At 57.0% G+C, this 13,400-nt stretch carries 10 protein-coding genes; 9 read left to right on the forward strand and 1 reads right to left on the reverse strand.

Annotated elements, in window-relative coordinates:
- Positions 1-223 precede the first annotated feature (223 nt).
- The 5 genes from ACFQ95_RS14980 (at position 224) to ACFQ95_RS15000 (ending at position 4,556) form a co-directional block, all read left to right on the forward strand.
- On the forward strand, positions 224-769 hold the full coding sequence (locus tag ACFQ95_RS14980; RefSeq protein ID WP_422832224.1) for an HAD domain-containing protein: 546 nt from the start codon (positions 224-226) through the stop codon (positions 767-769).
- 761 nt (positions 770-1,530) lie between these two features.
- Complete coding sequence (locus ACFQ95_RS14985; RefSeq protein WP_422832226.1) at positions 1,531-2,355, forward strand: hypothetical protein; 825 nt, start codon at positions 1,531-1,533, stop codon at positions 2,353-2,355.
- Positions 2,356-2,411: 56 nt separating this feature from the next.
- Positions 2,412-3,347, forward strand: coding sequence for a helix-turn-helix transcriptional regulator (locus ACFQ95_RS14990; RefSeq protein ID WP_422832228.1), 936 nt, complete (start codon positions 2,412-2,414; stop codon positions 3,345-3,347).
- A gap of 10 nt (positions 3,348-3,357) precedes the next feature.
- Entirely contained in the window at positions 3,358-4,188 is an 831-nt protein-coding gene (locus tag ACFQ95_RS14995; protein ID WP_422832230.1) for a hypothetical protein, read from the forward strand.
- Between the two features lie 197 nt (positions 4,189-4,385).
- Entirely contained in the window at positions 4,386-4,556 is a 171-nt protein-coding gene (locus tag ACFQ95_RS15000; RefSeq protein WP_422832232.1) for a hypothetical protein, read from the forward strand.
- A 305-nt stretch (positions 4,557-4,861) separates the two neighbouring features.
- Here the strand turns inward: ACFQ95_RS15000 and ACFQ95_RS15005 are convergent, their stop codons facing one another.
- Positions 4,862-5,776, reverse strand: coding sequence for a helix-turn-helix transcriptional regulator (locus tag ACFQ95_RS15005; RefSeq protein ID WP_422832234.1), 915 nt, complete (start codon positions 5,774-5,776; stop codon positions 4,862-4,864).
- 147 nt (positions 5,777-5,923) lie between these two features.
- Here ACFQ95_RS15005 and ACFQ95_RS15010 point away from each other — a divergent pair, with 147 nt between their 5' ends.
- From ACFQ95_RS15010 to ACFQ95_RS15025, 4 genes are read left to right on the forward strand one after another with little or no spacing between them, the layout of a single operon-like run.
- The gene (locus ACFQ95_RS15010) at positions 5,924-7,387 is read left to right on the forward strand and encodes a DUF3375 domain-containing protein (RefSeq protein ID WP_422832236.1); all 1,464 of its coding nucleotides are present in this window, start codon (positions 5,924-5,926) and stop codon (positions 7,385-7,387) included.
- A complete protein-coding gene (locus ACFQ95_RS15015; RefSeq protein WP_422832238.1) occupies positions 7,371-8,102 on the forward strand; it encodes a DUF4194 domain-containing protein in 732 nt (243 codons plus the stop codon). Before ACFQ95_RS15010 ends, ACFQ95_RS15015 begins: the two co-directional genes overlap by 17 nt.
- Positions 8,099-11,455 carry an ATP-binding protein gene (locus ACFQ95_RS15020; protein ID WP_422832239.1) on the forward strand — a complete coding sequence of 1,119 codons (3,357 nt, stop codon included), beginning with the start codon at positions 8,099-8,101 and terminating at the stop codon, positions 11,453-11,455. The genes ACFQ95_RS15015 and ACFQ95_RS15020 overlap by 4 nt, the downstream gene beginning before the upstream one ends.
- The gene (locus ACFQ95_RS15025; protein ID WP_422832241.1) at positions 11,430-12,659 is read left to right on the forward strand and encodes a Wadjet anti-phage system protein JetD domain-containing protein; all 1,230 of its coding nucleotides are present in this window, start codon (positions 11,430-11,432) and stop codon (positions 12,657-12,659) included. Before ACFQ95_RS15020 ends, ACFQ95_RS15025 begins: the two co-directional genes overlap by 26 nt.
- Positions 12,660-13,400: the final 741 nt, after the last annotated feature.

Here is a 13,400-nt window from a genome sequence, read left to right on the forward strand (position 1 = left end):
GGGGTTGCGGACAACCCTGCTTGGCTTCAATGAAATCAGCCTTGCGAGGGATTTCGCGAGTGGTTTTGGGCAAAAACGCATTTTGTGCGCGGGCCGCTGTTCCCCTGCCGTCACATCCCGTTTTCCTGCACGTACTTAGTGCTTCAAATTAGGCAGATATGTACGTAGTGCCGCAAAACCCTTGAACGATATGAGCAACTCGATTTGGTGAGCCACTAGCCGTATGGATACTGCACTCGCCCCCACACCTCGCAAACTGGTCTTCTTGGACTTCGATGATGTGCTATGCCTGAATGCGCCGTACGGTGGCTACGACGTCGTGGCGCCCGACCCGCCGCCGGACCTGTATGAACGACTGTTTGCCCCATCGTGCGCGGACCTGCTGCGGCAAATCAACACTGCCCATGCCCCCCAGTACATCATCACCACGTCATGGTTGCGATTCCTGGAAAAGGCAGGCATGACCACGTTGCTGCACAAGACGGGTCTGGGTTTCGTGGCGCAAGGATTTCATCCACAGTGGGAGGTCACGCAGAACGCACGGGAAACGCGCGCAACGGCCATCGAACGATGGCTCTCGGCATATTCGACAGGGGAACGATTTGTGATTCTCGATGACACCATAAGCGGGACAGGACTGCTGAAATCACCCAGGTTAAAAAGGCACGTGGTCTTTTGCGAAGTGAACCGTGGACTGACGTCCGCGCACCTCGACACCGTCAAGGGGATACTGGATAGAAAGGGCACTCATGGCGGACCCTCTCACTAACGTGACCGCGAGTTTGGCCGAGGTCCGGCAAGCCCCGGCTTCCGTTCTCAGAGCTGCGCGTTACCGTCCGGTCGCGGTGATGCGCCGTAACCAAGTCACCTTCTACATGTTGGAGCCACGCTAGTTTGAGTTGATGATGGACGAGCTGGCCGGCCACCTGTCCATCTTCCATGCCGAAGTCGAGCTCAATCGCACGCTTGTGGGATTCGGACAGTCTGGGATGAGGAACCAAAACCAACGGGACGATTGTGTTCCATTCCGAGTCTTTCGCCAGGTCGGCTAGGGTTGGTACCGGAGCAGCGACACCACCTGTCGCATCCCTTGACCAGAATGCAAGGCATAACGCACTTCCGGAAAGGGACCGAAATGTTTGGCTGGCTGCTCATGAGCGCGTGCATCCTACTCACTGAAACCCTTTCATATAGATGGGGAGGTTCTCTCTGGGCGCAGTTTTTGGCAGCCCTAACGACGGCGGCTGTGGTCATGTGCATGGGGCTTGTCTACGCCTTTATCGTGGAAAAAACCAAATCGAAGAAGCTTGAGTGCCCTCACCAAATCAACGTGCACGTGCTGGTCCCGCCTGGGTCTGTTCTTACCCCTTCTCCTTTGCCGTCCCCTAAGGCCACGGCGAATGAAACAAATGGCTTACATTTCCGAAGGCCCTTTAGTACCGTCCCTCCGTGGACCTCCTACCAGGGCTCCCAACAGTCGACTCACGTTAGCTTTACCGTCACGAAGAATCAAAAAAGTAAGGAAAAGAGATGATGCTAGGACTCGCGAAAGGTGCAGCAGGATTGGCCGCCGGAGCCGCACTGCCCAGTATGACCAAAGCTATCTACAGCCTTTACGGCATGACCGGCTCCATCAACACCTTTGTGGATGGTCATATCGACCAGCTAAAGAACTCGAAGAACCAGACGGCTTCTCAAACAGGGGCCATCCTGGAGGGCGCGAAGTTCGGGTTTGGTTTGGGCTATCTCAGCTCGGTCATCGTCATCGCAGTCGGCCAGCATCTGCTCGGCAACACTCTCTCGGCAGTTGGCACCTTAGTGTCGGCCACCACGATGTCCAATCCAATTGCGATGACGTGTGCGGCAGTGGGCGCCATCTACTACGGTTGGCGTGCACTGGAGCCTGCCCAGCAGAATGCTATCGTGGACAGCGTGACCCGTGGGTTAGAGCTGGGCGCACAGCTCATCAAATCCGTTATCGATTTTCTGATTACGCAAACCAAAGAGCTGGTTAGTTCTCAAACCGCGAGCGAGTTCAAGAAGCAGGTAATGGACTACGCCGACGCCGTCACCAAGGCGCTGAACGAAGCCGCTGGCAAAGTGGGAAATCTGATGGTCGAAGCCTCCGGCAAAGCGAACGACCTCCGCCAGGTCGCAGGCAGCGCGGCGACTGCGGCTGTTGAGAGCACCACTGTTGCGTTGAAATCGGCGGCTAACTCCGCATCCGATGCGCTCCGGGTCGCCTATGAGAAGACGGGGCGAGCCGCCACCAATCTCGCGGGTTCTGCAAAGAAGACCTTGGGCTGGAACAAGCCAGAAGAGCCGGCCGCCTCCAAAGACCAGCCCTCGGTCTAGGGTTCCCTGATTCGATTGGTCGATGGTCGCGACGCCTTGTGCTCACGACCCATTTCATGCCGCGTTCGCGCGTAGCACCACCATCAAACATGCCATCTGCGAATCACGATACCTTGGTGCACCGGCTGGTGGCCATCCTCAGTAAGCTGAATCAGGGGGAGGCGTTAGAACCTAAAGCGCTGGCGCTTGAATTCAACGTCAGCTTGCGCACCATTCAGCGAGACCTCCACGAGCGCTTCCTGTATTTGCCACTCGAACAGAGCGAAGGCAAGTTCCGACTGCATCCGTCGTTCCTTGGAAAACTCACGCTCAAGGACGTGCATCACTTCGCGGCACTGGCCGGTGTCAAGGGCTTGTTTCCTGGACTCTCCGAAGAGTTTCTGCGCGACATCTTCCACAACCGCGTCCACGATAGCCTGATGGTCAAAGGCCATCATTACGAGGACTTGCGCGGCAAGGAACAGGACTTTAAGACGGTCGAGAAAGCCATCGCCGACCACCTTGAGGTGTCCTTCGAATACCCCGTGGAAGCTGGATTGAAGCCCTATGTGGTGGAACCCTACAAACTCGTCAACAACAAAGGTGTGTGGTACCTGGCGGCCAAGCACCACGAGAAGCTCAAGACCTTTTCCTTCACCAAGTTGGAGCGCATCACAGTAGGTGCCACCACCTTCATTCCAGACGCATCGGTGGATGCTCGACTCGCCCAGGAGGATGGCATCTGGCTGAGCGCGAACCCCATCGATGTGGTGCTCAAAATCAACCCGTCGGTCGCAGGCTATTTCAAACGCCGAACCCTGGTCGCCAACCAGCACATTACCCGCGAGTTCCCGGATGGCAGCATCCTCCTGGAGGCCAGAGTCGGTCACCCCAACCAGGTCATGCCCATCGTTCGATATTGGATTCCGAACATCCAGATTGTCAGCCCTCCGGGCCTTCAAGACGAGCTTGAACAGACCCTGCGTGATTACCTCTCCATTTCAAAAGACTGAGACCACGGACATGCCACTTCCACAAAACCTGCGCAGAGCAGTCCTCATTTTCTTGGCCGTCATCGTCCTAGCGGCCAGTTGGTTCACTCCCGTCACAGACCGGGCACGGACAGAAGTGGAAGGCGGCTTGCAGCGTGCGCTGACAGTCTTCGCAGCGGCCCGTGCGCTCGGTGCAGTCGTATCGGTTGCCCAACACACGCAGGTGGAGGTTTCGGCTGTGGGCGTGGTCGGCGTGGCGCTTGCGCCAGGCCAGATTCTGCAGCCCTTAGACCACCTTCTCGACCAGTTCGCCGAAGTCATGCTGTTCGCCAGCGTCTCGTTTGGCGTTCAACTGTTGCTGCTCAAGATTGGCACACATTGGGTCGTGTCCACGCTGGTGACCGTCGCTGTGGTCGGAATGGTCCTTGCACGTTGGCGAGATGCAAACTCTGCCTCGCGTTGGTTGCAACCCCTGGTGGTGGTTCTACTGGTGATTCGTTTCGCCGTCCCCGTTTCCGCCATCGGGAACGAAGCACTCTACCGTTGGTTCATGGCCGACGAGCTCCATCAGGAGCTCAGTACTCTTCAAACACCGTCGACAGAGAGCGTGTTGAAGGAGCCCCTCGCCGACCGCGCGATGAGTTCGTTGGCCCGCCTCAAGGAATGGGCAAGCAAATTCTCAGACCCTAAATCTCAATACGAAGACATTCTCAAGTCAGCAACGGGCTGGTCCAACGCCATCGTCAAGTTGATTGGCTATTTTGTCGCACAGACGGTCTTGTTCCCTATCGCGTTCCTTGGGCTCATCTGGGTACTGGCTCGTGTTGGGGTTCGCGCAGTGCTTCCCGTTACCACCAGCTAATTTCCGCAGAGTCGCCCGTCGGCGCTGCCCTGAAAAAACGGCGCGGATTCAGTCCGCGAGAGAGGTCATTGGAGTAGGCGTTCTCGGCCTGCGCAAAGACCGACCTCACTCGATGTGAGCAACAAAGTACATGCGACACCACCTGTCGTCCGTGGGTCGAATACTCCTCCCTCATTCAACTTTTGGGAGAAGCACCTATGTTTTGGCTCACACTGACATTCGCAGGTTGGGCGGTGGCCTTGGTGAAGCTGGGGACCTACATTGTTTGGCTGGGCTTCGCGAAGACCCTCTTAAAGGTAGGTCTCCTCATCTTGCTCGTGCCGGCCATCGTCTTCATTGGCCAGATGAACCGCAAATCTCAAAATTGACGCGGGGGCATAGAGCGATGACCGCGACACTCCTGTTTGTGCTTTTGGCCGTATCCACAACTGGCTCCATCCCAACTTACCTGGAGGTCAAGACATTTGACGCAGGAGAGACCTGCGAACGGATAGCCGCGCAGCTGAACACACTGGAGACAACGACCCGCTACCGCTGTGAAACCGCAGTTGTTCCCGATAACCTCCGCGGCAAGATATTCCAGTGATGGGGAGCCCGCACCGTTTACACAAACTATCGAACGCGCCTGCTCATGGAACTATGGTTTCTGGAAGCAGTAGAAGCTCGGACGTAACTATGTGCTCGGCACGAATCCCGGCATCAAGGCCTCGACTTCCGCACGGTTCCTGAGTGCAATTTGTTGCGCCTCGGGCTTGGAGGATTCGGCCAGTTCAAGGCGAAGGTGGCGTAGCGCGTAGAAGAGAAATGCTTGCCGGCAATGAAACTCCACTTGGCCATTTTCCATGCCGAAGTCGAGCTCAATCGCGCGCTTGTGGGATTCGGACAGTCTGGGGTGAGGAACCAATACCAACGGAACAATGGTGTGCCATTCGGCGTCTTCCGCCGGGTCGGCTAGGCCAGGCCCTGTCCCGCTGACCTCCAACATGCGCGCGATGACGAAGTCGCGAAACTCCTTGCGGGTATGACAGAAAGCACGAGCGTGCCAGCGGAACCCGTCATGGGCCAGGGCATGAGGCGTAATTGCGCGCAATGTGGGCTGCGGACGTGTCATGGACTGATATTGCACGCGTATAGCAGTCCCTTCCCTGATGGCGCGCAAAAGTGCGAGTAGAACATCAGTCCGAAAATTCCGACTGGGTGTTGGTAGCGTTGCCACCGGGGGGGCCCAGGCCAGAAAGCTGCTTTCTTCGGCCTGCAGTCCTGCACTGTTTTCCAGTAGCTCGTTCAGGAATCGACCCGCATCACTCGAGGGATAGAGTGGCTGGAATTCAGGAGGAGCGGTGTAGACCCGAGAACTGCGGTCATACACGAGGTTGCCTGGTGCCAGGCTGGTGTACTTGGCGATGTCCAGCGAAGCTTGAGGTACGGATATCCCGAAAAACTCCATGAGGTCACTGCGGTTAAGTCGACCGTCCCAGCGCAGGCGGAAATCTATGAACTCCAAACGGCGGTCTTGGCTCCACCGTCCAGAGGAGCGACCAGGGGCTTGTTCCGCTTTAACTGATGGCTTGGCGTCTGGCTGTTTCATTCCGCGATTGTCTCACGAGTACAAAAACTAGATGAGAATAATAAATAGACGCGAATAATAAATAGATGTATGCTAACGACGTTGGTCAACAACCTTGGAGGTCTCTGTGGGAGAAGTCAGCAGGTTTGACGTTGTCGGGGAAATGGCATGAAAGCACTTCGTGGTGCGGCCGCCCTCCGCAATCTTCGTGAGCAGCCCCTTTGGCGTTTGCTGGCAGCCAACAAGGGGCCTGTTGTAATCGCCTTGCTGCAGTCCTTGTTTGTGGAGTCCGAACAAACGCTTCCAAGTTCAGTGCTCCACGAACGATTGACCCGCGATATCGAGGCGCTACGGGCTGTTGGGGAAGAGCTTCCGCAAACACCGCAGGCCTATGTTGCAGAGTGGCTCAGCCAGGGATGGTTGACTCGTCGATTTCCTGCGGGGGCGTCTGAGGAGGAGTACGAGCTGTCGGTGGACGCACTAACCGCTCTGCGCTTTGTGACAGGACTCTTGAAGCCGCGTAGCACGGCGACCGAGAGCCGGCTCTCCGTTGTGATTCACCAGTTGTCACGTCTGGCGGAGGAAACCGACACCAATCCGCAATCGCGATTGGCGGCTTTGCGCGCCGAGCGAGACCGCATTGACCGGGCGATTGCGGAAGTCGAACGCGGTGGGGTCAAAGCGCTTGCCCCAGACCGGGCGGTAGAGCGGGCGCGCGAAGTCATCGCCCTGGCGCAAGAACTTGCAGCCGACTTTCGAAGCGTTCGTGATGAATTCGAGAGGTTGAACCGAGGTCTTCGTCAGAGTTTGATGGAGAACGAAGGGAGCCGCGGCGATGTGTTGGAGCAGCTTTTTGCAGGAGTTGACCTCATTGGTGAAAGCGATGCAGGTCGAACCTTTCATGCGTTCTGGCGGTTGCTGACCGATAGCGAACAGGCCGCGACGCTGCGCGAGTCGTTGGATGAGGTGACAGGCCGCCCCTTCGCACGACAGTTGGAATCGCAGGAGCGCAAGTTCTTGTTGGGGCTGACGGGGGGCTTGTTGAACGAGGGACGAGGGGTGCACGATGTACTGCAGCATTTCGCGCGTAGCCTCAAAAGCTTTGTCCAGAGCCGGGAATTCCTCGAGCACCGACGACTACATGGCCTTCTCAAAGCGGCGACACAGGCTGCGCTGAGCGCCAAAGACGAGGTGCGACCAAACGAGCAGGTGGGCTTCGAGCTCATGCAGTCCAGCAGCCGAATACGGTCCGTGTCGCAGTGGGCGATGTATGACCCGGCTGAGCGAGTGACCGACTCCTCGATGCAGGCGGCGGAGCCGTCTGAATTGGACCTCGAAACGGTGAGCGAGCTGGTTCGACAATCGGAAATCGACTTTCGAACGCTCAAGGCCCACGTACGGGCTATCTTGGACCGTCAGTCTCAGGTTTCCATCGCGCAGGTGCTTGCGGAGTACCCCGCGGAGCAGGGTCTGGGAAGTGTTGTCGGCTATGTCGCCTTGGGTTCCAAGCATGGGGAAGTGACCGACGGGACAGAGCTAGTGGTCTGGGCAGGGAACGACGAGGTGCAGCGCCGCGCCAAGGTTCCCACCATCTATTTCATGAGGGAGCGTTATCTTGAACTCGTTGACTGACATGATGGATGAGTCTCCTGTAGACGACGCAGGGGAGGACTCCCCCGTTGCCGAAGCTGCCACCTTCCTAGGGGATACGGGGACGTTGCCCATCGACACCCGACGGGTCCTGGTTCAACTTCTTCTGGGGCCCTCCGTGGATGCCCGGCGTCAATCGAAGCTGTGGCCGGTACTGTTGCGCGATGAGGCAGCCATCCGTTCGCGGTTGCATGACTTTTTTCTTGAAGTCGTCATCGACCACGAGCAGAAGGTCGCTTTCACAAGGCAAGTCGTTTCTGAAGAGCTGGATGTTCCCATCTTGCTACGTAAAGCTTCACTTACATTCCTGGAAACGGCACTACTGCTTTTCCTGCGGCAGCGGCTGACCCAGGCCGATGCGCAGGGAGAGCGGGCGGTCGTCTCGCTCGAAGACATGCAAGAACATCTGGCGGTGTTCGAAAAAGAGAATAACCCCGACCACGCCAAGTTCGGTCGGCAGGTCATCAATGCCGTCGACAAGGCGAAGACGTTGAGCTTGTTGCAGTCCATTCGCGGGTCGGGGGAACGCTACGAGGTCTCGCCAACACTCAAGCTCCTGTTCTCCGCGGAGGAAATTCAGGAACTCACGCGGACGTATGCCACGTTGGTTACCTCCCGTCGAGAAGCGGGTACCACTGGGGCATCTGGTGGCGAAGACAACGTCCAGACGGTGCAAGATGAGGAGGATGCTCAATGAACCCGTTTGCTCAAGCCGAACTGCTGGGGGGTAGCAGTGACCAGTTTCGCCTCACGCGAATTCAGACATTCAATTGGGGGACGTTCTCAAACGTCTTCGATTTCCCCATCCCAAAAGAGGGCTACCTCTTCGTCGGCCCTTCGGGTTCTGGCAAGTCCACTGTCCTGGATGCACATGCTGCACTTCTGACGCCTCCGAAGTGGGTGGATTTCAACGTTGCGGCACGCGAGGCCGAGCGCAATGGTCGGGACCGCAGCGTCATGACCTACCTCCGTGGGGCGTGGGCGCAGCAGACTGGCGAGGCCGGCGATTATGTGTCGCAGTACTTGCGTAGCGGGACGACGTGGTCTGCCATCGCGGAGACTTACCGTGATGAACTAGGGCGTGTCGTGGTGCTTGCACAAGTGCTGTGGGTGAAGGGGAACTCGACCGCGTCTGGTGATGCCAAGCGGGTGTACCTGACGCTTGAACGGGAGTTTGATGTTCAGGAGCTGGAGTTCTTCGCGAAGAACGAATTCGATGCGCGCCGTTTCAAACACGACTTGCCTGATGCCAAGGTGCATACGGAGTTCAGCGCTTACCAAGAACGCTTCCGCCGACTGCTGGGAATCGAGAACGAGCGCGCATTGCGCTTGTTGCACAAGACGCAGTCCGCCAAGAACCTGGGCGACCTCAACGTGTTCTTGCGGGACTTCATGTTGGACGAGCCCGAAACCTTCGGCATCGCCACCAGCCTGGTCAATGAATTCGGGGAGCTCAATGAGGCGCACCAAGAAGTCGTCGCAGCTCGTAAACAAATTAAGACGCTGGTGCCGGCGCGCGAAGAATACGGGGAGCTTGACCGGGTAAAACTTGAGAGCAATGGCCTGCGGGCCATACAGACCGCCATTGACCAATATCGAGAACACCGGCGCAAGCTTCTTCTCGACGAGCGTATTGCCGAACTCGAAGTCGACAGGGAGGGCTCAAGACAGGAGACCTTGCGTCTCGCGTCCATTGTGGAGAACGAGTTCCAGAAGCTGACGGACCTTCAACGGCAGAGACTCAACATGGGAGCCGATGTTCTTGCTCGGCTTGAAGGTGACATCAAGGCCGCCGAAACCGAAAAGCCAATCCGCATCGGCAAGCGCGACCTGGCGGCAGCAGCATGCAAAGCCATGGGATGGGCCGTTCCTGATTCAGTGGTGTGGTTTGTCCAGCGTGTCGAAGCTGCCAAGCAACGGGTTTTGAATGCCCGCGACTTGAAGAACGAGGTCGAAGAACGGAAGGACGGTGTCAAGGATGAGCTGCGTCGGGCAAATGAGAGTTTCCTGAAGGTCGTCGCAGAGGTCAAGGCGCTTGAGCGCCAGAAATCAAACTTGCCAGCAAGGTTGGTCGACTTGCGGGAACGCATGGCTTTGGACCTCTCGATTCCCGAAGAGAAGCTGCCGTTTGTCGGCGAATTGGTCGAGGTCCGAGCCGAAGAGACGGAGTGGCGCGGGGCCATCGAACGTGTCCTGGGTGGCTTCGCTCGTTCCATCCTTGTGGACGAGAAGCACTACCCTGCGGTATCGACCTACCTGAATGAACGCAACATCGGCGAGCGGCTGGTGTACTTCCGAACCATTCCCCAGACCTCGGGGCGCACACCAGGCCCCCACTCCTTGGTGCGCAAGCTCAACATGGCATCGGGTAGTTTCGGGGACTGGGTCCGGGAGGAGCTCAAGCATTCCTTCGACTTCGAGTGCGCCGACACACTGCAGGCGTTCCGCAATGCTTCGCGCGCAGTCACCCGCGAGGGACAGGTCAAGCACAGCACCATGCGGCATGAGAAGAATGACCGCCACTCGGTCAACGACCGCAATCAGTGGGTCTTGGGCTTCGACAACAAGGAAAAGTTGGTAATTTTCAAACAGCAGGCCATGGAAATCGGTGGCCGTATCAGTGAACTCGAAGAGACCGTTCGCAAGATTGGGAAAGAGGAAGATGCCCAACAGGAACAGATACTGCACTGTCAAAATCTGTCGAATCTGACTTGGAACGATGTAGACGTCGGGTCTCTGTTGACGCACATCAACGACCTGACCATCCGCTTGAGGGCTGAGCGTGAAGCTCGTCCAGACCTTGCAGCGTTGAACGACCGCATTGGAAAGCAAGAAGATGCATATTCCAAAGCTGCTGATAAGAAGAGCGCTGAGGACGGCAACGGGAAGTCTATTTCTGCTGATATCAATCGTTTCAGAGGGAAGCTGGACGAATTAGCAAAGCTGTGGCCGACTTCTGAACGTCCGCCGGCCTTCGCCGAGCAAATTGCAGTCCGGTACAAGACCACGGGGAAAGAAGTCACCCTGGAGAGCCTCGACCATGTCACCAACTTGGTTGAGCGCGGCCTGAACTCGGAATTGCGGACACTGGAAAGTCGGATGTCGGACCTTCGCAATTCCATCGTTCAGCGTTTTGCAAATTTCAACCGGGAGTGGGCTGCCGTTGCTGGCGGCCTTGATGCGACGCTCGAAAGTGCCGACGACTATATGGCAAAGCTCAAGCGGCTGGAGGACGACAACCTGCCCGCGTTCGAGGACCGGTTCTTCAGCCTTCTACGGGAGCAGAGCGACCAGAATCTTACGTTGCTCGCCACGAAGCTGGACGAGGAGCGCTCAGCCATTCGGTCTCGCATGGAGCTCGTCAATGAAAGTCTGCGAACGGCGCCGTTCAATCCGGGGACGCACCTCGTCATCGACACGACCGACAAGGCCATCGAGGATGTGCGCTTGTTCCGTGCGAGCCTCAAGGATTCACTCAGCCACTCGTTCTCAAACGACCGCGACTTGGCAGAGAAGCGCTTCAAAGCGTTGGCTGACCTCGTAAAACGTCTCGCGAGCCAGGAAACCGTCGACAAGAACTGGCGAAATCTTGTGCTCGACGTGCGGCAACACGTCGAGTTCGTTGCTCGCGAACTGGACGAGGACGACCTGGAGGTCGAGGTCTACCGCAGTGGCGCAGGGAAGTCGGGTGGACAGCGCCAGAAACTCGCCGCAACCTGTTTGGCGGCAGCGCTTCGATACCAGCTTGGCGGGCAGGACAGGGCACTTCCCAGCTACTCGACCGTTGTGCTGGATGAGGCCTTCGACAAGGCCGATGCGGAGTTCACGGCCATGGCCATGAACATCTTCAAAACCTTCGGATTTCAGATGATTGTGGCCACACCGCTGAAGTCCGTGATGACACTTGAGCCATTCATTGGCGGCGCATGCTTTGTGCACATCAAGGACCGCAAGAAGTCGGCGGTCATCCCCATCGAATACGACAGTGAGTCTCATCGACTGAAACTGACCCAGGACCTGCGCAATGTCGAAGAAACTACTGTCTCCTGAGGCCGCGCGCGATTTTTTGGTTCGCCGCTTTAACAACCAGCATCAGAACTGGTTGGCTGGGGACGGAACTTGGCCACTGGTTGTGACGCTGGGAGTTCCAACCGATAAGGATATCGCGGAGGATGCTTCCGCAGTCAGGGCATGGGCGGCCGCTTGGCAGTCACGGACTGGACCAGGAGAAGTTCTGTTCGAAGAACGGCAGTTTGCAAGGTTCGGAAAGCACCGCCTACCCAGTCGGCTGAGCTTTGAAAGCGCTGCTGTCGTGGCGGCTGCGGTTGGTCAGTCCAGGCGATGGGAGATTGCCAGCGAGCGATATCAACGGATGTTGAGCCGATGGCCTGTGCTGACAAAGGGCAATGCCTTGGCTTCTCGGTTCGATGTGCTCGCGGACTATTCTGCCGAGGACTTTGAACGCTTGCAGACCCTGATTGCATGGTTGACCGCAAATCCGGCGTCAGGACTGTATCTACGGCAACTCCCGGTAGAGGGGCTGGATACAAAGTGGTTGGAGAAGCGTACAGGCTTGGTCGCTGGTCTTCTTCGCGCGATAAGCGGCACTGGGGATGATGGCGGCGACCTCCATGCGTTGGTTGGTCTCAAAAAGCCGGCTCATCGAGTTCGCATTCGATTGCTCTGTCCTACGCTGCGCAGCATTGTTGGGGGCTTGGGTGATATTGAAGCACCGGTAGACGAGCTAGGTAGATTGCCGATTTCGCCTGCGTCAGTCGTGATTGTCGAGAACCTCGAAACAGGGCTGGCGCTTCCCGATGTTGCAAACACTGTGCTCGTCATGAAGCTCGGAAATGCGGTGAGTGCACTAGGTGCACTTCCCTGGTTGCAGGAGGCTGACGTTGTGTATTGGGGAGACATTGACTCCCATGGTTTTGCAATTTTGGACCGCGCCCGCAAGGCGGTTCCCCAGATTCGGTCCATTCTGATGGATGAGGCGACGCTTCTGGCACATCGACCGCTTTGGGTCCAGGAATCGGCGTTGTGTGCCAACATGGCCTTCGACGGGTTGACTCCAGAGGAAAAATCACTTTATGAGCACCTACGCGCGGGCACCTGGGGTGGCCGTGTGCGACTTGAACAGGAGCGGCTGGAATGGGCTGGCTCGTTGAAGGCATTGATGGAGGCCCTTGCCCTCCCCAGACTCCAGGCATATAGTCTAAAGACCGCCAGTTCGGAAAAGCATACCGCCTAGGTATGCGTCACATCCCCCGTTACGAGTGATGGGAGAACCTCGCTCCCGACGTCCATAGGTGCGGGTCACCTCCGCAGTGGCAGGGTGAGATTTCTCAGCTTATGCTGCTAGACTTTCTCACTTTTGCTTCCCAAATGCGTCTAAGTGTTTGATTTCAAAAGACGGGGATTCTCAGATTATGGGTCTCCCTACATTTGTTTGTAGCTAGACGCATAAGCTGAGAATTTGAGAGCCATAAGTTGAGAAACTTATGGCTCTTTTGCGTTGGATAGGCAGAAGCGAAACCGTACTTCGAGGATGGGCGAAACTTCCGCAGTCGGCCAAAAGCTGCCTCCGTGAGGATGGGCCAGATTGCGGGACTCGCCACCACTTCATGAACCAGAATGGAGAGCCAGTGAACTCAAGCGACCGGAAGATGAAAGAAGTGGCGTTCCTTGAAATTGCTCGTGGCTTACGGCCCGACCTTTTCCCTGCGGGTCTCGAACAGGATGGGGAAGGTGAAAATCCCGATATCGTGGTGACAAGCAGTGAGTGGTCCTACGGTGTAGAAATAACTGAAATGGTCGATGAGGCAGAAAGAGCGCAAGAAGATGTGAGAGGGAAAGTTTGCGCCCTCGCTAGAAACCTTTGTAGCTGTGGCCTTGGCTACAGCATCGCAGTCGAGTTTCGTAGGGAACATTTCATTGGCCCTACGAGTGCGCGAAGGGAGTTGGCCTCTATGCTGGCTACGGCTGTTTCGAC

Origin of the sequence: Variovorax sp. HJSM1_2 (assembly GCF_049316285.1) — a bacterium.
GTDB lineage: Bacteria > Pseudomonadota > Gammaproteobacteria > Burkholderiales > Burkholderiaceae_C > Rhodoferax_B.

Bases quoted from the DNA above. Each gene is read 5' to 3' on its own strand.
- ACFQ95_RS14990 (WP_422832228.1), top strand. From the start codon at position 2,412: ATGCCGCGTTCGCGCGTAGCACCACCATCAAACATGCCATCTGCGAAT.
- ACFQ95_RS15010 (WP_422832236.1), top strand. From the start codon at position 5,924: ATGAAAGCACTTCGTGGTGCGGCCGCCCTCCGCAATCTTCGTGAGCAG.
- ACFQ95_RS15005 (WP_422832234.1), bottom strand. From the start codon at position 5,776: ATGAAACAGCCAGACGCCAAGCCATCAGTTAAAGCGGAACAAGCCCCT.
- ACFQ95_RS14985 (WP_422832226.1), top strand. From the start codon at position 1,531: ATGATGCTAGGACTCGCGAAAGGTGCAGCAGGATTGGCCGCCGGAGCC.
- ACFQ95_RS15025 (WP_422832241.1), top strand. From the start codon at position 11,430: ATGTCGAAGAAACTACTGTCTCCTGAGGCCGCGCGCGATTTTTTGGTT.
- ACFQ95_RS15000 (WP_422832232.1), top strand. From the start codon at position 4,386: ATGTTTTGGCTCACACTGACATTCGCAGGTTGGGCGGTGGCCTTGGTG.
- ACFQ95_RS14980 (WP_422832224.1), top strand. From the start codon at position 224: ATGGATACTGCACTCGCCCCCACACCTCGCAAACTGGTCTTCTTGGAC.
- ACFQ95_RS15020 (WP_422832239.1), top strand. From the start codon at position 8,099: ATGAACCCGTTTGCTCAAGCCGAACTGCTGGGGGGTAGCAGTGACCAG.
- ACFQ95_RS14995 (WP_422832230.1), top strand. From the start codon at position 3,358: ATGCCACTTCCACAAAACCTGCGCAGAGCAGTCCTCATTTTCTTGGCC.